This is a genomic window from Anatilimnocola floriformis (assembly GCF_024256385.1).
GTDB classification, from domain to species: Bacteria; Planctomycetota; Planctomycetia; order Pirellulales; family Pirellulaceae; genus Anatilimnocola; species Anatilimnocola floriformis.
The window spans coordinates 5,286,838-5,308,518 of sequence record NZ_JAMLFW010000001.1; the positions used below are offsets into that span (position 1 = coordinate 5,286,838).

The window sequence follows — 21,681 nt, forward strand, 5'->3', positions numbered from 1 at the left end:
GCTTTCAGTCCCTCCTGAATTTTTCTTGCTATGGCTAAGTTCAATCGATCGTTGTTGATGCTCGTCGGCTTCGGTTTGCTGTGCGCTACGGCGACCAGCGCGTTCGGCCAAGCCGCCGGTCCGCTATTGAAGTTGCTGCAAAGTGGTCGCCTGCCGAAGGAACGGCAGCCGCAGGTGGTCGAGATGGTGATCAACCGCGGTGGGCCGGATGACCTGGCGTATATCTTTGAACAAGCCATCAAGGACGACGGCTTTCCTCCAGCTATCCGTCGGCAAGCGCTCGCTCAGCTGGCTGACGCAGCCAAAGTTCGCAAGGTGCAGCCGAGCGGCGATCTCAGTGCCATCAAAAAACTGCTGGCAGCCGACGCGGCAAAAGATCCGGCGCTGGTCGCCAGCGCGATCGAGCTCGCCGGTTTGTGGAAAGTGCCCGACGTCGGGCCGCAGTTTCAGCAATTGGCTGCCAATCCAAAAACGCCGGCCGAAGTTCGCACCGCGGCCATCAAAAGCCTGGTGGCGATCGGCGATCCTGCCAGTAAGAAGGTCATTCGTGAACTAGCGACGACCGGCGACGATCTGCAATTGAAGTTGCTCGCCACGGCTGAACTCACCGCCATCGATATGCCAGCCGCTGCCGAGGCGGCGGGAAAGATCCTGCCGGCGCTCACTTCCAAAGATGATCCCGGCCCGCTGCTGGATGCGTTTCTCACTCGCAAGGAAGGCGCCGATAAGCTGGCTGCCGCGCTGGCCAAAGCGAAGATTTCCGAAGAAGCCGCCAAGATCAATCTGCGCTACATGTATAGCGTCGGCCGCAGCGATGCCGCGCTGAGCGAAGTCCTGAGCAAAGCCGCGAACATCGCCCTCGATGCTCCTCCGCCCACTCAGGAAGAAGCCCTCAAGATTGCCGCCGAAGTGATGGCCAAGGGAAACATCGAGCGCGGCGAGAAGATTTTCCGTCGCAAGGACCTCAGCTGCATCAAATGCCACAGCATCGCCCAAGCCGGCGGCCAGGTCGGACCGGAACTTACCGCGCTCGGCTCGATCTCGCCCGCTGATTACATCGTCAATTCGATTCTCAATCCAAAACTCGCCATCAAGGAACAATACGTCACTCGTGTCATGCTCACTGCCGATGGCGGTGTGGTGACGGGCATTGTTATCGATCGCGACGACACCCGCGTCCGCGTCCGCGACGCCAGCGGCAAGGTCCTCACCATTCCCACGGCAGACATCGAAGACGAAGCCGAAGGCAAATCACTCATGCCGCAAGGGCTGACCAAGTTTCTCACGCATGACGAGTTCATCGATCTCGCGAGGTTCGTCAGCGAGCTCGGCAAGGCCGGTCCGTACGCAGTTCGCACCATTCCTACGATGCAGAAGTGGCAGGTGCTGAAATCCCCCGCGCCGGAGTTGCTCACCGAAGTGCCGAACGTGGAAATTTTCCGCGAGAAAGTTCTCGACCTGCCAGCCAGCGCTTGGGTCACCGCCTACGCCATGGCTCGTGGCGATTTTCCGCTCGCCGAACTCGCCGCGGACAACGCCAAACCGCAGCCGCAATACCTGCAGGGGCAGCTCAACGTGGTCGATGCCGGCGAAGTCGAAATTGCCTTCACCGCGCCGGCAGGTTCGGTGTGGTGGCTCGATGCGGAACCGTTCGAAGGGACCGACAAAGTAACTCGAGAGCTAACCGCAGGTCTGCACCGGGTGACGATTCGGGTACCATCGCCTGCTGGTGAAGTGCGTCTGGAAGTTCGCAAGCCGAGCGGCTCTGCGGCGAACTACACCGTAGTCGGTGGCCAATAGTCGTCGATCGCTCCGCGATCGATGAATGAACTTAAAGTTACCCGCGACGCAGCTTCCGCCCCTCACCCCAACCCTCTCCCCGGAGTACCGAGGAGAGGGAGATAGGAAGCGACAGCAACTACCTGCTGTCTTCCCCAGCCCCTAGCTCCCAGTTCCCAGCCCCCGCGCAGCGCAGCGCCACGGCAAGATTTGCCGATTGTAGGGATTTTCTCGATTCTGACGATTCTGCGGGCCGATACTTTCTTCTGGACACCCATGCTGGGTGACAGCGGAGCCGCCGCATTGCCATGGGGGCAAGCGGATTGAGCTTTGCCGAAAGCACGGAAGCTACAGCCATGTTTAAGTGGGTCTTGCCGGCGATTGTCGTCGCACTTCTTTCTTCAAGCGGTTGCTGCTGTGTTGGCCCCTGCGGACCACTCGGCCTCGGCCTGGCCTGCAAGCCAGGCTATGGCATGGACTGCCGCGGCGGTTGCGGTGGTGGTTGCGGCGCCTCTTGCGGTGCTACCTGTGGTCCAACTTGCGGACCTACCTGCGGCCCGACTTGTGGTGGCGGTTGCGGCGGAGGCTGTGGTTCGTGCGGACCAAGTCTGACCTGCAGCCAATGCAACGGCGGCATCAAATACTGGCTCAACGGTCGTTGCTATGCAGGCCGCAGCTGTGGCGAAAAATACTGGGGCGAATGGGTGAGCGATCCGCCATACTGCTGCGATCCTTGCAATCAATGCGGCAACTTCGTGGGCCCGCGTTGCTGCGGTCCTGGCCCGCTCATGCGGCTGTGGAGCGCCATCGCTTGCAACCCCTGCTGCAACTCTTGCGGCGGTGCCGGATGCAGCTCGTGTGGCGGCGGTGGATACACCAGCTATGGTGCTTATGGTGGTGGCGGCTGCAGCACCTGCGGCGGTGGCCGAGGAAACATCATGCAAGAAAACTGGGACAACCAATCGCCGGCTCCGGTCCCGGGTCAAATGAATCACAATGCCGCTCAACCGACTCCGGCTCGCATGACGCAACGGATGCCGGCCTACCCGCAACAACAAATGGCCAGCCGGCCGACCGTGATGCGGACCAGCGGTCAGCAACCCGTGTACTCGCAGCAACAGCCTGTGAACACGATGCGACGCTAGGAAGAGGCGAGGGACGAGAGGCGAGAGAAATACAAAGGCGCGACAATGTCGCGCCTTTGATCTTGCGCCAGCTCCTGAATTTCCCCTCGCCTCCCGCCTCCCGCCCCTCGCCTCCCGTCCGGTAAACTACTAACTGAACGTCGAGCCTCAAATCACAACCTCCAACCGCAGTTCCGCCGTGCCTCTCAGCGATTTTGCCTATCAACGATGCTTGAGCCAGCAGTGTGGCTACACCTGCGGCCCCGAGGATGCGCGCACCGCGTGCCCTAAGTGCGGCGACCTGCTCGATGTCGTTTACGACTGGAACAAGTCCAAGCCGCCGTCGTCGCTCAAGTACTTTGAAGAGATGTGGTCCCGCCGCAACGAGCCGTTACGGTTCAGCGGCATCTACCGCTTTTGGGAACTACTACCGTTCGCCAAGCCCGAGACTTGCGTCACGGTCGGCGAAGGCCAAACGCTGCTGCAGCAAACCGATCTCGTCGGCACCTACGTCGGCATGAAACCGGGCCGCTTGTATTTGCAGTACGAAGGGATGAACCCTTCGGGCAGCTTTAAAGACAACGGCATGAGCGCGGCGTTCACACACGCCCGCGCGATCGGCGCCAAGCGCGCTGCCTGCGCCTCGACAGGTAACACCAGCGCTTCGCTCGCCATGTATTGTGCGGCTACGAAGCTGATGAAAGCCGTCATCTTCATCGGTAGCGGCAAGATTTCGTACGGGAAGCTTTCGCAGGCGCTCGACTACGGCGCGCTGACGGTACAAATCGCCGGCGACTTCGACGACGCGATGGCCCGCGTGCAGGAAGTCTCGCGCGACCTGGGGATCTACCTGGTCAACAGCGTGAACCCCTTCCGCCTCGAGGGGCAGAAATCGATCATGTTCCGCGTGCTCGAAGCTCTGCGCTGGGAAGTACCCGATTGGATCGTCGTTCCCGGCGGGAACCTCGGCAACAGCAGTGCCTTCGGCAAAGCCTTTCTGGAACTCAAAGAGCTCGGCTTGATCGATCGCATGCCGCGTCTCGCGGTCATCAATGCTGCCGGCGCCGATACGTTGTTCGAATTGTTCGAGCATCGCGGCCTGCGCTGGAACGGCGGTCGGGCCAACATGAATATCGCCGATCACTACTATCAGGAGCTCGATCAGTTGGGCCGCAAGGCTTCGACGATCGCCAGCGCCATCGAAATCAATCGGCCGGTGAATCTCCGCAAATGCCTCCGCGCTCTGGAAGCAATGGACGGCGTGGTTCGGCAGGTGAGCGATCAAGAAATGCTCGACGCCAAAGCCAAGGTCGGCGCCGGCGGATTCGGCTGCGAACCAGCCAGCGCGGCAAGCGTCGCTGGTGCCCGGCTGTTGCGCGACCAAGGCATCATCAGTGCCGACGATCGCGTCGTTTGCATTCTCACGGGCCATCAGCTGAAGGACCCGACGGCGACGGTTGCCTATCACACGACCGATCAAGAACAGTTCAACAAAGTCCTCGGCAGCCGCGGCGTCCGCCGCGCCTCCTTCGCCAACCGTGCGGTCGCCGTACCGAACGATCTGGGCGAGATCATCAAAGCCATTCAACTTTATAGTTAAGTAGTTCTGAGTTGGGAGTTTTGAGCTCTGAGACAAGAGGTTCGACTCACCTTCCTTCCTGTCTCAGAACTCAAAACTCAGAACTCAAAACTTCCCCTCCTCGGATATTCAACGCATGGTCACTCTCCTCGCCATCCACGGCGCCGCCGGACGCATGGGCAAACGATTGGTCGCGCTCGGCAGCGTCGATCCGGAATTGAAAATCGTGGCTGCCGTCGATTACGAAAAGAATCCCGACATCGGCAAGGATGCGGGGCTGATCGCGGGCGTAAGCGAGCTCGGCGTGCTGCTCACACCGACGCTGCGTGGTGATGTGCAGGCCGTCATCGATTTCTCGGTGCCGCACGCGGCCGAAGGCATTCTCGATCAATGCCTCAGCCGCAAAGTGCCGCTGGTGATGGCCACGACGGGACTGTCGAACGAAGTGAAGGCCCGGCTCAACGCCGCTTCGAATGAAATTCCGATTGTCTGGTCGCCGAGCATGAGCACCACGGTCAACCTGGCCATGAAGCTGGTCGCCATGGCCGGCGGCGTGTTGAAAAACATGAGCAGCGGCGTCGACGTCGAAATCATCGAGCGGCACCACCGCATGAAGGAAGATTCGCCCAGCGGCACGGCCCTCAAGTTCGGCGAAATTGTTGCCGCGACGATGGGGCAGACCGAACATGTCCACGGCCGCGAAGGAATGGTCGGCAAACGCCCGCAAACCGAAATCGGTTACCACGCCGTCCGCGTCGGCGACAACCCAGGCGAACACACCATCATCTTCGGCCTGCTCGGCGAAACGCTCGAGATCAACGTGAAGGCCTCGAACCGCGATTGCTACGCCCTCGGCGCGCTCGCCGCCGCGAAGTTCGCTGCCAAGCAAAAGCCGGGCCTCTACAGCATGTATGACGTGCTCGGGCTGTGAAGTAGTTCTGAGTTGGGGAAGTTCTGAGTTTTGAGACAGGAATGCAATGAGCAACTCTTCCTTCTTGTCTCAGAACTCAAAACTCAAAACTCAGGACTTATCCCCAGGCCAAGCCGCCACGCTCGCCTGTCTCCTCGAAGTCACCGCGCCAAAAGTCGGCAACGTTCATCGCGGTGCTGACTTCGAGAAACTGACCTTCACCGATTTCGTGGCAAGCGCCGTGGCGATCGGTCCGGCGATGGAGCACGCCGCCACGACGGGCGTCGGCCGCGCGGTTCTCTCGGCCATTCAAGCGACACGTCAGCTCGTCAGCACAAACACCAACCTCGGCATGGTGCTGCTCATCGCGCCGCTCGCGGCAGTGCCACGCGGTGAATCGCTGCAAGTTGGCATTGCGAACGTTTTGAACAGCCTGACCGCAGATGACAGCGCGCTAGTCTACGAAGCCATCCGTCTCGCCCAACCCGGCGGCATGGGTGAGGCGAAAGAGATGGACATCGCTGCCGCCGCGCCGCCGTCGCTGCTCGCGGCGATGAAAGCAGCCGAGGAGCGCGATCTAGTCGCACGGCAATACTCAACGAACTTTGCAATCGTCCTCAGCGAGATCCTGCCGAATCTGCTCGCCGGCCAACAGAAAGGTTGGTCGCTAACAGACAACATCATCCGCGAGCACGTGCGACTGATCAGCGTTTATTCCGATAGCCTGATCGCCCGTAAGTGCGGCAGCGAAACGGCGACGCAAGCGAGCGCATACGCCGCACAAGTCCTCGCGGCTGGCGACATCGACGACGAAAACTATCACGCGGCCCTGAGCGATTTCGACTTCTGGTTGCGTGCCGATGGTCAGCAGAGGAATCCAGGGACAACGGCAGATTTGATCGCAGCAGCGTTGTTTGCCGGCCTGCGCGATGGTCTGCTATCACCACCCTATCGGTAGTCAGCCATACGTTTGCCTCAATTTCCACCTTTGCGGCTGCCGACTCTATTTACGGTTGCCTTGATTCTCGGGATTGCGCTACCTACCATTCCCGAATCAAAGTTCGCCCGCAGACTTTGCCCACCTCACCGCGTCTCACCCTTCAGGTCTTTAGAATGCGATTCGGCAGAATGCGATTCGGCCTGTTAGATTTCGCCTGCCCGCGCTGTACATGCTGATGAGAGTTCGCAGCCCTGGATGGTGGCTGCTCTTTCATCACTCACGGCGGCTTTGATTTCGAGCTTTTGGGTACTGCGGTGACGCATCTTTTTGGAGCTTCGCAATGGCTTCTGATTTTCGGCTGAAGGAACAGCTTCCCAATCTGACCAACCGGATTGTGGCGAGTTACAAGTGCGAGGGGGCGATCCACCACCTGGGCCATTGCCCGCTGCCGAACTACGACGAAATCATCGGCTGCCTGGCCGACATCAAGGATATTCTCTACCCCGGTTATCGCCGGCGCGAAGGGCTGCACATCGGCAACGTGACGTATCACGTGGGCGACTTGATCGATGGCTTGCATGACAAGCTCACGCGGCAAATTGCTCGCGCCCTGCGGCACGACGCCCGCGTCAACGGCGGCGAGGCCTGCGAATCGGACACCGATTACGAAGCCAAAGGCCAGGCCATGGCGATTGCGTTTCTCGAACGCATTCCGGGCTTGCGCGACATTCTCTGCACCGACGCCCAAGCGGCCTACGACGGCGACCCCGCCTGCCGCAGCATCGATGAAGTCATCTTCTGCTATCCGGGTTTGGAAGCGATCACGGTCCATCGCATCGCCCACGAGATGCGCAAGCTCGGCGTGCCGTTCATTCCGCGCATGATGAGCGAATACTCGCACAAGCAAACCGGCATCGACATTCACCCGGGCGCCACGATCGGTCATCACTTCTTTATCGATCACGGCACGGGCGTGGTGATTGGCGAAACGTGCGATATCGGCAACCACGTCAAGCTCTATCAGGGCGTGACGCTGGGTGCGTTGAGCTTTGCCACCGACGGCGATGGCAACCTGGTTCGCGGTCACAAGCGCCATCCCACGCTCGAAGATCGCGTGGTGATCTATGCCAATGCGACGGTCCTCGGCGGCCGCACGGTGATCGGCCACGACAGCGTGATTGGTTCGAGCGTGTGGTTGCCGCACAGCCTCGAGCCGTATTCAACGGTTGTGATGGAAAAGCCGAAGCTGCGGATCCGCGCGGAAGTGCCGGATGAACTGAAGCCGGAACTGAACTATCAGATCTAATTCACACACAAGCCTGAAACGCCAGCGAATGAACAATCTCAATCCGCTAATTACGGTTCCTTCCCTGCCGCGCCAGGCTCATTCCCCAGGCAACCATGTTGTCGAATCGCAACATAATGTTGCGGTTGCGCTAGGGTCACGAAACATCTAACCAATTGCCACTGCGTCCGTTTATGCCGGCGCGCTCAAAAAAGGCCTGTTTTGCGGGCCTTTCTCACTCCCTCGCCAACTGCACATCACGCCGCGGCGCGATTGGTACGGCCTGTGCTCTATCTGGATTTGTCCAACGTGATCTGTTCGGGGCAGCCAACTGCATTCTCGCAGTAACAACCGGCCGATCACGTTCAGGCAAACATCCTTGACAGAGAAGGTGAGCTTTATGGCCTGGTTGAAGAAGCAGCTCGGTTTCGAGAGCAAAGTCCAAGGCAAGCGTTCGAACCGCCGCGGCGTGCTGACGCTCGAATGGATTCTGATTGTGACCGTTCTCGTGATCGGCGTGATCGGCGGCTTGGGTGCCGTCCGAAATGCGACCGTCGCGGAACTCGGCGATCTGGCCGAAGCCATTGAAGCGCTCAACGTCAAGACGACGGCAGAGATGAACGCTGAAGCGATGATGGGTGGTTCGTAGTCGAACCTCCTACGAACTCGCAGCGTAAGACCTGCGTACTCGCAGCAAAAACACAGCTGTCGGAATTTTCCCAGGGTAGCCTCTTACGCCAGGCTCCCTGGCGTATGCCGCGGGGTCTTCCGAAGCTGAGGTTTGCATCTCGGCATTGACGGGGACCCCGTGGCATGCGGCAGCTTTATCTCGATTACAACTCCACCACGCCCATTGCTCCCAGCGTGCAAGAAGCCTTGCTCCCCTTTCTCGCGGAGCACTACGGCGATCCTTCTCAACCGCACGCCAGTGGCCGTGCCTGCCGCGAAGCCTGCGAAGATGCCCGCGGTCAACTCGCGCACATTCTCGGCGCCGATGCCGACGAAATCGTCTTTACCAGCGGTGGCACCGAGAGCAACAACCTGGCCCTGCTCGGCGCCCTGCTGAAGCAAAAGCCAGCGGTCGGCGGCCATCTCATCATCAGCGCGGTCGAACATGCGAGCGTCGCCGAGCCCGCCCGTTGGCTCGAGCGAATGGGCTACGACCTGACGATCGTTGGCGTAACCGGTCAGGGTGTCGTCCAGCCGTCGGCCATTCAAGCGGCGATTCGCAGCGACACCGTGCTCGTCAGCGTCATGCACGCCAATCATGAAACGGGCGTCATTCAACCGCTGCGTCAGATCGGCGATATCTGCCACGAACGCAACGTGCTGCTGCATACCGATGCTTCGCAAACGGTCGGCAAGATTCGCACCTACGTCGATGAGCTCGATGTCGACTTGCTCACCGTCTCAGGCCACAAGTTTTATGCGCCGAAAGGTATCGGCGGCCTCTTCATTCGCCGCGGCGTCATCCTGGAACCACTCATCCGCGGCAACGGCCAGGAAAGTGGCATGCGGGCCGGCACGGAAAACACCATCGGCATTGTGGGCCTCGGCCGGGCCGCGATTCTCGCCGCGCGAGCCCTCGATGAATCTCCCGATCGACTCGAATCGCTCCGCGATCAACTCTGCAGCCAACTGCGCGCCGCCGTCGGCGACGAGCTCCTCTTGCACGGCGAACTCGCGCCGCGCCTGCCCAACACGCTCAGCGTTTGCTTTCCCGACGTAAACGCAGTCGAACTCCTCAACCGCATTCCCGAACTCTGCGCGCATGCCTCGGGCGGTTCGCACACCGCCCTCGAAGCCTCTTCCCCCACGCTCGCAGCCATGGGAGTCGATGCCCAGCACGCCCGGCAAACCATCCGCCTCAGCCTCGGTTGGTACACGGCCGAAGACGACATCGGCCGCGCTGCCAATCTCTTGCTCGGCGCCTGGGAAGCCTTGCGATAACCTTCGCTCCCGTAGCAGTCTTCAATTCGGGCGATGGAATATATAACGGGTTATCAAAATCATTGCCATTCTCGCAATACCCTTCCATTCAACGACTTGCAGCGAAACAAGGCGGTTATAACGCGCTCCGGCTATAACCTTTTTATAACCACCGCCGATACTTCGGACGCGACTCGATCGCCTCCGCCACCGAGCACCATTCGCTCCCTCACGGTCACGATCAGCGCGCACCGATAGCGCAGCGACACCGTCGTTTTCCAAAAACATCAACCTAAATGAGAAAGATCAATCGTCAATTAAATGCGAACATGGCGACAACTTAGGTCAGAGATACGCACAAGAAACAGCTGCCGATTTCCGGGAGGGCGAGGCTCCCGCCGAGCCGCGCCGGTCGAATGCAATCGCCAATGGCCGAAGGTGATCCCTTAGGGTCATCAAGTCAACTCTGGGCTAGTTTGACAGGCCGTGATCCCGTTGCTACTTTCAGACCTGAGCCACCCGTTCTTAGCTAGTACTCGCTTGGTGTCACTACATGCCAGAAGTAAGTGAAGAACCACGGAAGTCAGCCGATTTCTTTCGCGTCAATAGGACGTTTGCCAAGTCGCAGGCACTCGCGTTGATTGCCATCGTCAGTGTCATGGTTGGAATGGCCCAGTCGGGCGAGCCGCAAGTAATTTTTTATACGAACTTCCAAGATGCGCCCGACGATCCTGCAAACATCGCAGTTCCCGCTGCAAAGAAAACAGAGATCGATAAGGTGGAGTTCGATCGCATGCGCAAGTCTTTGCGTGACGCGGTAAAGGATACTGCGGAGGCAAAAAAGGTCGAGGCAATTCTCGCGTTTGCGAGCAATCCAGAAATCAGCAAAAGTCCTGCCGCCATGAAGGCAGTGCTGGCCGAAGCGCTCGTCCAATCACTGGTGACCAAGGACCTGCGCAATGCTCAAACGACTTTGCGGCGCATTCAAGATTCGGCCGAGTTATTTGCCGACAATGAATACAAAGCCTCTGTCTCACGCGTGAAGGACCTCGCTGCCGCAAACAACGAGTGTGCATTGGCCTTCGAGTTGATAGAAGGATTGCAAGAGCGACAGCTACTAACGCCAGTTGAAGCGTTCACGGAAAAAGCGGCCGCTCTTAATTCCGCCGCCCAAGACAAATCGCTAAAAAAGCCCGCAAATCAAGCGCAGCGGCAAGAGTTGGCCGACGAGATGCTCGCGCTGGCAATTGCCGCGGCAGAAATTGCCCCGGACGTCGCCGACGACTTGCTCGTCGAATCGCGAAAAACCGTAGGTGCCATAGCTGACCGCGAACAACGCGCAGCCTTCGACAAGGACTTTAATGCCGCCAAGGCGACCGTTGCCGAAGTCAAACGCTATCAGTTGGCCTTAGAGCAGTTGAAGAAAGATCCGCAGGATGTCGCCGCACAAAAAGTGCGCATTGATGGGCAGTTGAATCGCGGCAATGCCAAGGAAGTCTTGGCCGACATCGCCAAAAGTGAACATCCACTGCAGAGTCTGGCACAAGAAACGGTCGCGTTGCTACAGCAAGGCGCTAATGTGGCGGGCAAACCATGTTTTCTCTGCGCCCAGCAATGGGCCAAGGCTGCTGAAGAGTCACAAAAAGCAAAACGGATCGGCCTGCAAGAATTGGCTCGTGAGCTGACCACGCTGGCCATTTCCGCGCAGAAGGATCCACTCGATCCCTTTGCCATGCAAAAAGCCAAACAACTCGAGAGCACGATTTCCAACAACAAACTCACGGCCTCGGAAGCTACTCCAAAACCAACTACGCCGAAAGCAAGCACCACGGAGACCAAGAACAAAGTGGTGGATCTACTGGCCACGGGCGCGAAGACCAGTGTCGTGAAGGGCAAATTAGAAAAGACCAAGAACGCACTCGTCGCCGATCGCGGGATTTTTGAATTTGATCAGGAATTGACCGAACGAACCTATCGTTTGGTAGTGAAGTTTGCCAGAACGAATGGCAGTGATACGACGGGCTTTACGATTCCTGTGGGAACGGAAGCGGTAACCGTGGTTCTGGGTGCCTACAACAACACCATTCACCCTCAGTGACGTGGATCGCAGCGGACCCGATCAAAGTCAAAATCGAACTGGAGTAAGAGGCGTCATCGAGAATAATCGCACTTACACCGCTCAGATCGACGTTCAGCAAGTGACAGAAACAGATTATCACATCGTGGTGTTGCTCGATGGAGCAAAGATCATCGACTGGCAAGGCGCACAAAATCGCCTGGTCCCGTCTGGGGGGACAGAATACGCGGCAACTTCTCGCCGAAAAATTGCCGCGGGTGCCACGAAATGCACGCTGGAAGTGCGCGGCCTCGAAATGTTGGTTCCTCCCGCAAACGTCAAGTCAGCGAATGGTAAGACGCTACCATCCAAGTGAGTTGAGTATTTTAGTTAAGTCAGCCTGCAATTTTGCTCGACACAAATCGATCCGCCATGGGCAAACTTATCCTGTCGATGAACGTCTCGCTCGACGGCTATGTCGATGACCTCGATGGCGGGCTGGTCATGGGGGCGCCGAGCGCGGAAGTGTTCCGTTTCTGGATCGAAGCCATTCGTGATCTCGCTGCCACCATCTACGGCCGGCGGATGTACGAGGTCATGCGTTACTGGGACGAAGACCGACCCGAATGGAACGAATCGCTGCGAGAATTCGCCGTCCTCTGGCGTCGGGTTCCCAAATGGGTCGTATCGAGCACGCTGGCGAATGTCGGCCCAAACGCCACGCTGATCACCGGCGACATCGAAACGCAGGTCCGCGCTCTCAAGGCCCGCACCGACGGGCTCATCAGCGTCTCCGGCCCCCAGACTGCCGGCCTGATGACCCGACTGGGCCTGGTCGACGAATATCATCTGGTGCTGCGCCCCTTTGTCCTCGGCAAGGGCAAGCCATTATTCGCCGACGCCCGCCCGCCGCTGCGGCTCGTCTCCAGCAAACAACTCGACGACAACACACTGCACCTGGTCTACGAACCCCTCTAAGACACTGCCCGACCAGGCTGACACTCAGATCTTTCGTCGGCGTGTCGAGCCCAAGTAGATCTCTCTGGATTCAAAACGTGGTCGTTCGCGCAGGTAATTCGCTGAACCTTTCGCTGTCGAGAAAGTGATCAAAGCCGCGACTTAATCCAAGCGATGTCGGCCGGCGAAAAATGGTTCGCATCAAGATTCAGCTCTTTGCCATTGTCTACTCTGCGCAACTTCACCTTGCCTGCGCCGAATGAGATGAATTCTGCTTCTACAGTGAATTTGCCATCCGCGGATGTCCATGTTCGCACTGGTCGCGTCGGCTTGAGCGTATCTAATATTGGATGCGGATCTGGTTGAGACAGCGGCAATTGATTGTTCTCGGCACCATCGTGTTTGTTTGCCGACGCGGTGTCTACGGTGATCTGCCGATGCAATGTCGACGGCACTGGCAGTTTGCGAGAGTTTTCTGAAGTGCTGATGCGATGTGCCGCAGGAATATCAACGGGCTGTGGCTGCGAGCCAAACGCATTCCTCGGCGAATGCTGATGTGGGAGGTGATCCCGAGTTGTCAGTGCACCGAGACTCAACAAACCTCCGCAACCAACAAACACTCCAAGCGCAAGAACTCCTCCAACGACAACGCAGCCAATGCAACCTGTAGAGACGCCGCCGCCACTTGCTGGGCTCTTGTGGGATTGAGCGTTGGAACCAGCCTTCGCAGCTCCGAGAATTAAACCAACCAAGGCAAATAGGCCGAAAGGACCGAACTTACGACGACGGCCGCCGCGGGTTGTTGGAATTCCCGTAGCCCGCGCAAGTTTCTGCTTCGCGGCCGTGATTCCCAAGGCACGCTTCCAAGAGAAGCTAACACCAGGAATTCGAAATCCTTTTTTTCTACCCATTGTTTGGTGCCAAGTTGATTTCTACAAGTTCTCGCAAAGGCAATACAATGTTGCTGCTAATTTAGTTCAAGTTTTTCTTTGAATCGTTTGAATTGTCGACTCAAACTACACTCATGACCTTAACGGTTGCTTCAGCGACAGCCAGATCCTGAACGGCCGCGGCGATGGCCTCCATCCGCTTGGCCTCGGCCGCGCGGTGCGAAGCTTCTATCACATTGAGATCCTCTATGGCAGACTGCAGTGCCTGCGTGAGCGGTAGTAATAATGGCGCGTAACGGCTACCAACTCGCTTCCTTTCTGATTCGGGCAATCCCTGTTGGGGCCGGAATGTTGAGGCGAGTTTGTCTCTCCACTCGAAGAGACGCTGGCTAAGGACCTTTCCAATCTTGGGCACTTTCAGATCTTTCAATCTTGGCACGTCCTTAGCTGTTTCAATGCCAAAGGATGCTAATGACAGAACGCAGCCGCTATTGATGCCCTTTAGTTTTGCGCGACGTATCAGCGATTTGTCGAGGTGCTCGTCTAACTGAACCATCTTCGAATTCGACTCGGCAAGGCGTAAATCCCTCTCGTAATCCTGTCGCGCGCCTTCATGGGACTTGAGCACCCGTTCGATCTCGACCTTTCGCTGCTGGAATCTCGATACGCTCATGCTTCGCTGCGCTAGGAGCTCATCTTCCAGCCGTTTGATCTCCAACTCAGCGAACGATTTGCGGTCGCGCCATCGTTTCTGCTCGTCAACCCACGGGGCATTTGCGGCCTCCCATGCCGCAGTGGTTTGTCGATTTTCGGCGTCGACCACTGCGCATTTTTGGCGATATTCCAATTGGCGAGAGGCTGTCACTGCCTCCCAGGCCACTGTCCGCTGCTGGTTCTCCAACTCAACCCTTCCACACGCCTGAACATAGGCTGTCCGAATAGCCTCCTTCTGTGCTTCCCAATCTAAGAGGACCCGGCGATTTGCCTGGATGATCCCTTGTGTAATTCGCGCGTGTTCGGCCTCAATCGAAACCTTGATGGTTTCCCAAGGGGCGAGCCTGACGCGATTCTCGGCATCGACAACCTTGCACAACTGAGCGTGTACGTGGGCCTTGGTCGCGTTCGCCGTGTTCCAGGCGTCCAAGATCTTCCTATTCGCATTCTCAATTAACTTGAGTTGCTCGGCATATCCGAAGTCGATATGCGCGCACTCCGCCTTGTACTCTGTTTTCAAAGACTTTAGGAGCATCGCACGACGCAGCCCGTGGGTTACCTTCATGACTAGCCACCACATCCCGAAAGCAAGCATCATCATCAGACCAACGGGCTTGGCGAACAAAAATATCGGCACCCCGGCCAAGGCTCCTGCGAGACTGAGCGTTGCCAAGAAAGGCTCCGACGAAGCCGGTACTGGTGCGGGTGGTGGGTAGACTGGCGGTGAAGGTTTTTCGTGCAGCCTGGGAAGGGGCAGCTTTTCTGGTGCGGGCGGATGGGGCCGAAGTCGGGGAGCCGTTGGCAAAGCAGGAGAGCCGGGCAGGAGGCGAAGTATCGGCTCGGCCAATGGGGTGGGCTGAGGCGGAAGGGGTAGAAGCACGGGCTGCTGCACCGCCGCAGGCGGAAGTGGATGAGTCAGCAATATTGGCTTCGGAATCGAACGCAAACTGGCTGGCAACTTAATCTGGACAGCCAATCGCGGCCTGGGTCGTTTAAGGGATGAAAACACCAGCTGCATGCTGGTGAGTTTAATTACCAGCTTTTGGATGTCTTCGAACTGCAACGTCGCGCCAGCTACGCCTTGGCTGGGGACGAAGAACATCAATCGAGACACCGTGATGAGTTGGCACCATGGGCAATTAGTCCCGGCGGGAAATGAATGTTTGGGGTCGTTCTTACAGCGCTGAAGTCCATTCAACGAAGCATCCAGCGCGTGACGCCACTCTGATGCCGTTGGCCGCTGATGTGAGGCGAACGCCCGCTCGAACAGGTCTCGAACTGGAGCATTCAGCATTGCTAACGGCGGAACATGCGGCGGCGGCTTGAGCTTACTCGCATTCCGCGCGTAGGCGTAAAGTCCGTCCTGAATTGCTTTCTCGATAGGGATGTCAACGTTTACCTGGGGAACGCCCGCGAAGGGGTGTCGTCCCATCATCAGCAGGTGAAAAACCATGACTGCCAAGCCGAACGTATCATGGTTCGCATCGCGATCTACCTCCGTGAACTTCCTGCCGTGAAGTTCCGGCGGCGTGTACTCGGGCACACCCACGCCGCAGCGGAAGATGCGATTTCCTTCTTTGACCTGGAATGAGTCGCAGTCGACAAGGGCGACGATACCCTTCTCCGATACCATCACATTCTTCTGATTGACGTCGCCAACTACGTGGCCGTGGCTGTGAATGCTTTCGAAAGCAATCGCACAATTACGGGCAGTGTGAAGAAGAAAGCCCCAATCCTTGTCTGGAAAATCTTTCTTGCGCTGGGCCACGCTATAGAGATTATGGATCTCTTTGTGGTTGGCGATCCGAGGCATGAGAATGCCTGCTACTGCCGTCGGATTGCCGTTGTTCAGTGTCGCGGTGGGCCAGGCTGCAATCTTCTGTAGATCGGTATTCCACGCCTTCGTCATCGCGCGCAGTTTGTCGCAGCGCTCTTTGCTCTGCGGCTTGCTATACAACTTGGCAACTAGATCGGGCCGGCCCACGACATCGAATACCGCTCCCTCTCCACCTGTAGCGAAGGGTTTGGCCGGTATCGCGACCTCATTCCCAAGATGGTCACGCAGTCGCGTCGGATAAGTTGGGCGAGACATTGGGCGTGATTCGCGCGGCGAGGAGGAGGGTTTTGTCGTCGTCCGTACGTTCGTTTACCCGCTTCGAGTCCATGAATTCCAGGAGCAAGGCCTGTAGAACCGTTTCATCCGGCCCCTTTCTCACCGCCTTGAACAGTGGGGCAAAGAAGCGGTCATGGACTCTGGCTCCGGCCAAATCGAGGGCGAGCATTTGAAGACCATCGGTGAGGACGGCTAATTCGGAAACCTGCCGCGGTATGATTTCAACTCGCAGATGTTGTCGGTAATCTTCGTCGCTCAAAAATCGCGTTGTGTTGGCATACTCACCGTTTTCCGGCCAGAAGGCGAGCTCATAGCCGGCTGGTCCGTCGAACACGATCACACCATCGCCAATTTGCGCAAAGGCTGCCCATCCGTCGCCGACAAGCGCCGCCAGAAATGTACAGGCGAGCTGACGGGGCGCTGAACCGGTCTCCGACGCTGCTTCCAGCAAATTTTCTCGAGCAGAATCGACCCATGCTTCGAGCTGTTCCTTCGTTGGTTCCGCATCGCCGCAGGCCACCTTGATGAAGCGATCCACCGCCGCCTTCGATCCGAGCTGAGAAAGCTCGGCGCTGCCCGCTCCGTCGGCGCACGCAGCCATCACGGTTGTGCCAGAGACAAGACCGGAGCAGTAGTCCTGGCAAGGCATTCCCGACTGGGTATGAGACGTGCCCTGCACGCTGCCAAAGACGAGCTTCCACATGTAATCGTCAGACCTCAGTCCATGTCGGTTGCGTAAGAGCGACCGTGTCACCAGGTGACGATTGGGAGACCGCCTGCATTGATTGAGACAACCACAGAAACATCTCGCGGAAGTTGACTCCCTTGAGCTTTGCCGGCGGGCGAGTTGAGATTTGGGACAGTATGCCCATATTTGCACCCTCAACTGCCACAGTGAAAAAGGCAAAAGACTTTGATGCCTCGCCCTGCTTCACTTGCAACGCGGCTGCCTGCCATGGGTCGCCTGGATCTGGGCCACCGTCAGTTATTAAGAAAATCCAAGGCCGATAGTACGAAATGCCAGCTGCCCGGTAGGTTGCCTTTCGCTTGGCGATCATATCCAAGCCGGCCAAGATTGCTTGTCCCATTGGCGTACTGCCAGAAGTCTGTAGGCGTGGGGGCTGGAAATTCTCGGCAGTTACGAAGTCTTGGATCGTCGTGACAATTCCGCCGAAAGTCACAATCGCAATTTCAGCTCGGCGACTAGCGAGCGAGTCAGAGGCAAGCGTTTCCTTTAGCGTGACTAGCCCCTCGTTCAGCAGTTCGATCCGGGTTTTGCCTCCCGTGACGACGTTGTAGAGTTGCCCGTCTTGCATGACGGTCTCACCGGTAGCGTGCTCATAATTGCCGACCACTTCGTTCATTGATCCGGACGTATCGAGTAGCAGCACGCAGGGTACGCGAGGGTCAGGGTTCTCGGCGAATTCACTCGCTTCAAATCCCGCATATTCAATCTGGTCAGACATAATTCTTCCTATTGGCAGGTAACTAACCCAAAACGAAGGCCGATAAATATTGCGAGAAACCTTATGTAGTCGGCCTGACGCAAAGTTTGCTAGACCAACGGCTCCACGCATTTCTTATTAAAACCGTCGCGGCGGTTGATATTGATGGAATGGAACGCGAAAGTCAACTTGCATTTCTGCTCCCGTGAACTTTCGATTAAACACGAAAACGGGTAAACGTCCGCAGACAATTTTGTGCTTCGGTCACATCGACCTCGGCGCGAGACTGAAGCAGTTATCGCGTCTAGATAGGCATCTTCCGCTCCTTGCCTCCCGGATAGTGCGATGCTCTAACCAGGGAAAGTGAATATCGGAGCGTGCGCTAGCCAGCATACCAGCCAAGCGTGGGAGCCTCGTGATGAAGGGAGCCTGCCATGAAGCCGCGACGGCTGGGGTTTACGTTGGTCGAACTTCTCGTCGTGATCGCGATCATCGGCGTGTTGGTAGGGCTCTTGTTGCCAGCCGTACAGGCCGCGCGCGAAGCGGCGCGCCGTACGCAATGCCAGAACAATCTACGTCAGATCGGCATTGCAACGTTGAATTTTGAGAATGCGCGCGTGGGTTTGCCGCCTCGGCGTCAAACGGTTGCTCCCTTTCAAGGCTGGGGAACCTTCTTGCTCCCCTATCTCGAGCAGACCGCCATCACGAACAAATATGACCTGGACAAGAACTTCTATGATCCCGCGAACGCGCCGCTCATTCGCGTGAAGCTACCCGTGTTTGTTTGTCCGAGTGCCCCCTCGACCAACCGCGAAATCACGGTCATCGATCAAATGAATAATCCGACGGGCGCGATCGGCGCTGCAGGAGATTATTTCGCGGCCAATAGCGTCGATGCAGTATGGTGGCCTGCTGCAGCAAAGGCTGCTGCTGCGGATACGGCGGAGTGCCCCGCACTTGCTGATAACGCTCGGCGACGTTTGTCAGAGATCACCGACGGTACTTCGTCGACGCTCTTAGTCGCCGAGATGGCGGGACGCCCGGACAATTGGATCCGGGGACGCCGGGCCGATACGAATGCTGCGCTGCAGTGGCCCAACTGGTGGGGGCCATGGGCTTCGTACCAGTCTTCGATCTACCGCACGTGGAGCGCCGACGGACTGACGGTGAACGGCGGCAATTGCACCGTGAATTGCAACAACTCCTGGGGCATCTACGCGTTTCATCCCAGCGGCGCCAACGTCCTCTTTGTCGATGGCTCCGTTCGCTTGCTGGCTGTCGGCCTCGATCGAGAAGTCTTTGCCAGCATCGTTACCAAGAGTGGCGGAGAAGTGATTCCTGGCGGCGCCTTCTAAGCAGGACTCGCTGTGCCTTATCCTGTTATCGCTCTGCCACGCAAGTAAAAACTGCCAACTGGAGTTCTTCGAATGAATTCACAATCCCCAGAGAGTCGTCACGCCTTCACGGTGACCGACTTATTGATTGTGCTGATGCTCGGCGCAATGCTGCTCGCTCTTGGCTTGCCAGCGGTGCAGCAGGCCAAAGAAGATGCCGATCGCAAGACGTGCGAAGACAATTTGCGAAAACTCGGTGAAGCCTTTCATTTGCATGCTCGCGACCAAGGAGGCTTTCCTGGTCGACGCAACGGGTACGACATTACGTTTAAAACCTACGGCGGCTGGGGCTCCAACCTCTTACCGTACATCAATCTGGAATTGGCGAAGGACTTCGATCGCGACTACGACTTTTTCGATCCCGTCAATCAGAAGGTCTCACAAACGACAATTCCCACGTTCGTTTGCCCTGCGGCTCCGCGCGATCGGAAAACCACTGTCGTATCGAACGCCTCGGGTAATTCGAAAAATCCCGACAAGGATACGACCTACACCGTGCATTGCGGCCCCAACGACTATCTCGCCTCGAACGGCCTGTTTCTGCCGACTGCTGGTTACGGCGCAATCATCTCCGAAGACATGCGAGCTCGAACTCATCAGGCCCTGACCGACAATGAGAGCATGCGACTGACCGAGATTGTCGACGGCCTCTCCTGTACGTTGCTGATCATCGAGCGCGCTGGCTCGCCACAAACCTGGCACTGGAACAAGCGAATCGATCGGCCGCAGCAGTTTGCGCTGGCCAACAACACGCGCGGCACCTGGGCGGGTTGGGGTTCTTTGTTTTTCGGAGTCTACGACGGGGACGATCCCACCGCGCCGGGCCGCGGAGATGGAAATGATTGCGCAGTGAACTGCAATAACTTTTACGGCATCTATGGCTTCCACGAGAAGGGCGCCAACGTGCTGATGTGCGACGGCTCTGTCCGCTTCATCGGCTTGAAGCTGAACGGACTTACTTTGGCACGGCTGACGAATCGTGACGACGGCCAACTGCTGGCTGACGACGACATTGCGGGTGAGTAAGCAGCCGTTCGGGAAACTCTTTAGCATCAGGCCAAGCCATTTATGATTACCGCCGCTTTGTTGATCCTCTCCGTCGGTCAAGTTCATGCGGAAGGAGCGGCCTCGTTTCTGCGAACCCTGCAGCAGCCGAACGGCGGCTTCATCTCCAACCAACTCAAGCCAGATGAAACTGCCAAGCCCGACCTGCGCACCACGCGCACGGCGGTGCGCGTGTTTCGCTTGCTCGACAGGGAAGTTCCCAATCGCGAGGCGCTCAGCGCCTTTCTCACCGCCTGTTACGACGAGAAAACGGGCGGCTTTGCCGCCGAACCGGCTGGCGTGCCCGATCCGATCAGCACGTCGGTCGGCCTGATGATCATGCAAGAGCTAAAGCTTCCCACCGGCAAGCATCTGCCGCGCGGGCTGAAGTTCATGGATGAACAGACGCAAGGATTTGAACAGATTCGCATGGTGGCTTCCTCGCTGGAGGAGTTTGAAACGACGGTTCCCAGCGCGACGAAATGGGTCCGCGAACTATCGACCAAGAAGCTTGCCAATGGAGCGTTTGGAGAAGGGCCGGGCGCGGCTCGGCAAACCGGTCTGTTCGGAGTCGCCATTCAACGACTGGGAGGCAAGATCGATCGAGACGCCACACTGTCTGTCTTGCGCGCTGGCCAGCGGGCAGATGGTGGTTTCGGCAGTGATTCGCCGGATCTATCAGACCTCGAATCGTGTTATCGAATCGTGCGGCTATTTCACCGCTTGGGAGCGATGCCGGACCGCGTCCACGATCTGCGCGGCTTTGTTGCGAGCTGTAAAAACAGCGATGGCGGCTACGGGCGCACGACGAGCGAACCTTCGTCCTTGCATGGCACGTATTACGCCACGATCATCACTTCCTGGTTGGATGAGCTAGAGCAAGCGGACGTAAATTCCACTCGTCGCCGTTGGCAGTTTGAAGACGTGCCCTTGGGTCAACTCCCCGCACATTGGACGAGCACCAATGCACTGCCAGCGAATTCAGGCAAGTGGGAGGTTGTTGACCGCGCTGGCGATAAGGCTCTTGCGCAGAGTTCCAGCGCCGGAGCCTACAAGCAATTTCATTTGTGCTTGTCCGATTATCGCTGTGTCAACGTCGACATTCGCGTCCAGATCAAGGCAATTTCCGGCGAACTGGACCAAGGGGGCGGCGTGGTCTGGAGGTATGTCGATCCGAAGAATTACTACATCGCCCGTTGGAACCCTCTGGAAGATAACGTCCGTGTTTACAAAGTCGTCGACGGTGTTCGCACGCAACTAGACTCCGCCAAAGTACCTCATCTGGCTGATTGGCAAACGCTCCGGATCGTCACCTACGGTCGCAACATCCGCGGCTACTTGGCTGGCAAGCTGATCCTCGAAGCCGAAGACGAACAATTCTCCCAGCCTGGGTTGATCGGCTTGTGGTCGAAATCCGATGCCGTCACCCAGTTTGACGACGTTCAGGTCGTAGCTGCCTTCAGGAAAGACATCGAAGAGATGGCGACGCCAGCGACCAAATAAGGGCTTCGACAAGCACCAA

The 21,681-nt window shown here is 57.8% G+C and carries 18 protein-coding genes; 14 read left to right on the forward strand and 4 right to left on the reverse strand.

What is annotated here, in order from left to right; genetic code table 11:
* Positions 1-30 precede the first annotated feature (30 nt).
* The 11 genes from M9Q49_RS20795 to M9Q49_RS20845 all read left to right on the forward strand — a co-directional run bounded on the left by M9Q49_RS20795 (position 31) and on the right by M9Q49_RS20845 (position 12,580).
* Positions 31-1,800 carry a HEAT repeat domain-containing protein gene (locus tag M9Q49_RS20795; RefSeq protein ID WP_254510754.1) on the forward strand — a complete coding sequence of 590 codons (1,770 nt, stop codon included), beginning with the start codon at positions 31-33 and terminating at the stop codon, positions 1,798-1,800.
* Between the two features lie 335 nt (positions 1,801-2,135).
* The gene (locus M9Q49_RS20800; protein WP_254510755.1) at positions 2,136-2,924 is read left to right on the forward strand and encodes a hypothetical protein; all 789 of its coding nucleotides are present in this window, start codon (positions 2,136-2,138) and stop codon (positions 2,922-2,924) included.
* A 178-nt stretch (positions 2,925-3,102) separates the two neighbouring features.
* Complete coding sequence (gene thrC / locus M9Q49_RS20805; protein ID WP_254510756.1) at positions 3,103-4,503, forward strand: threonine synthase; 1,401 nt, start codon at positions 3,103-3,105, stop codon at positions 4,501-4,503.
* A 115-nt stretch (positions 4,504-4,618) separates the two neighbouring features.
* Positions 4,619-5,413: a 4-hydroxy-tetrahydrodipicolinate reductase gene (dapB, locus tag M9Q49_RS20810; RefSeq protein WP_254510757.1), complete on the forward strand. Its 795-nt coding sequence runs from the start codon at positions 4,619-4,621 to the stop codon at positions 5,411-5,413.
* 46 nt (positions 5,414-5,459) lie between these two features.
* Positions 5,460-6,350 carry a triphosphoribosyl-dephospho-CoA synthase gene (locus tag M9Q49_RS20815; RefSeq protein ID WP_254510758.1) on the forward strand — a complete coding sequence of 297 codons (891 nt, stop codon included), beginning with the start codon at positions 5,460-5,462 and terminating at the stop codon, positions 6,348-6,350.
* A gap of 322 nt (positions 6,351-6,672) precedes the next feature.
* Positions 6,673-7,638 (forward strand): serine O-acetyltransferase, encoded by a 966-nt coding sequence (locus tag M9Q49_RS20820; protein ID WP_254510759.1) that lies wholly within the window; start codon positions 6,673-6,675, stop codon positions 7,636-7,638.
* Positions 7,639-8,017: 379 nt separating this feature from the next.
* Positions 8,018-8,266, forward strand: a complete 249-nt coding sequence (locus M9Q49_RS20825; protein WP_254510760.1) for a hypothetical protein — start codon at positions 8,018-8,020, stop codon at positions 8,264-8,266.
* A gap of 164 nt (positions 8,267-8,430) precedes the next feature.
* Positions 8,431-9,567 (forward strand): cysteine desulfurase family protein, encoded by a 1,137-nt coding sequence (locus tag M9Q49_RS20830; RefSeq protein WP_254510761.1) that lies wholly within the window; start codon positions 8,431-8,433, stop codon positions 9,565-9,567.
* 532 nt (positions 9,568-10,099) lie between these two features.
* Complete coding sequence (locus M9Q49_RS20835; protein ID WP_254510762.1) at positions 10,100-11,644, forward strand: hypothetical protein; 1,545 nt, start codon at positions 10,100-10,102, stop codon at positions 11,642-11,644.
* 1 nt (position 11,645) lies between these two features.
* Positions 11,646-11,978, forward strand: a complete 333-nt coding sequence (locus M9Q49_RS20840) for a hypothetical protein (protein ID WP_254510763.1) — start codon at positions 11,646-11,648, stop codon at positions 11,976-11,978.
* 56 nt (positions 11,979-12,034) lie between these two features.
* Positions 12,035-12,580, forward strand: a complete 546-nt coding sequence (locus tag M9Q49_RS20845) for a dihydrofolate reductase family protein (protein WP_254510764.1) — start codon at positions 12,035-12,037, stop codon at positions 12,578-12,580.
* Positions 12,581-12,708: 128 nt separating this feature from the next.
* On the opposite strand, the gene M9Q49_RS20850 is transcribed toward M9Q49_RS20845, so the two are convergent.
* From M9Q49_RS20850 to M9Q49_RS20865, 4 genes are all read right to left on the reverse strand, one after another.
* Positions 12,709-13,413: an SHD1 domain-containing protein gene (locus M9Q49_RS20850; protein WP_254510765.1), complete on the reverse strand. Its 705-nt coding sequence runs from the start codon at positions 13,411-13,413 to the stop codon at positions 12,709-12,711.
* A 157-nt stretch (positions 13,414-13,570) separates the two neighbouring features.
* Entirely contained in the window at positions 13,571-16,255 is a 2,685-nt protein-coding gene (locus tag M9Q49_RS20855; RefSeq protein ID WP_254510766.1) for a helix-hairpin-helix domain-containing protein, read from the reverse strand.
* Positions 16,221-16,979 (reverse strand): PP2C family serine/threonine-protein phosphatase, encoded by a 759-nt coding sequence (locus tag M9Q49_RS20860; protein ID WP_254510767.1) that lies wholly within the window; start codon positions 16,977-16,979, stop codon positions 16,221-16,223. The genes M9Q49_RS20855 and M9Q49_RS20860 overlap by 35 nt, the downstream gene beginning before the upstream one ends.
* 7 nt (positions 16,980-16,986) lie before the next feature.
* On the reverse strand, positions 16,987-17,742 hold the full coding sequence (locus tag M9Q49_RS20865; RefSeq protein ID WP_254510768.1) for a vWA domain-containing protein: 756 nt from the start codon (positions 17,740-17,742) through the stop codon (positions 16,987-16,989).
* 413 nt (positions 17,743-18,155) lie between these two features.
* Between M9Q49_RS20865 and M9Q49_RS20870 the strand changes: the two genes are divergently transcribed.
* The 3 genes from M9Q49_RS20870 to M9Q49_RS20880 all read left to right on the forward strand — a co-directional run bounded on the left by M9Q49_RS20870 (position 18,156) and on the right by M9Q49_RS20880 (position 21,662).
* Entirely contained in the window at positions 18,156-19,076 is a 921-nt protein-coding gene (locus M9Q49_RS20870; protein WP_254510769.1) for a DUF1559 family PulG-like putative transporter, read from the forward strand.
* Positions 19,077-19,148: 72 nt separating this feature from the next.
* The gene (locus tag M9Q49_RS20875; RefSeq protein WP_254510770.1) at positions 19,149-20,141 is read left to right on the forward strand and encodes a DUF1559 family PulG-like putative transporter; all 993 of its coding nucleotides are present in this window, start codon (positions 19,149-19,151) and stop codon (positions 20,139-20,141) included.
* 42 nt (positions 20,142-20,183) lie between these two features.
* Complete coding sequence (locus tag M9Q49_RS20880) at positions 20,184-21,662, forward strand: prenyltransferase/squalene oxidase repeat-containing protein (protein ID WP_254510771.1); 1,479 nt, start codon at positions 20,184-20,186, stop codon at positions 21,660-21,662.
* The last annotated feature ends 19 nt before the right edge of the window (positions 21,663-21,681 follow it).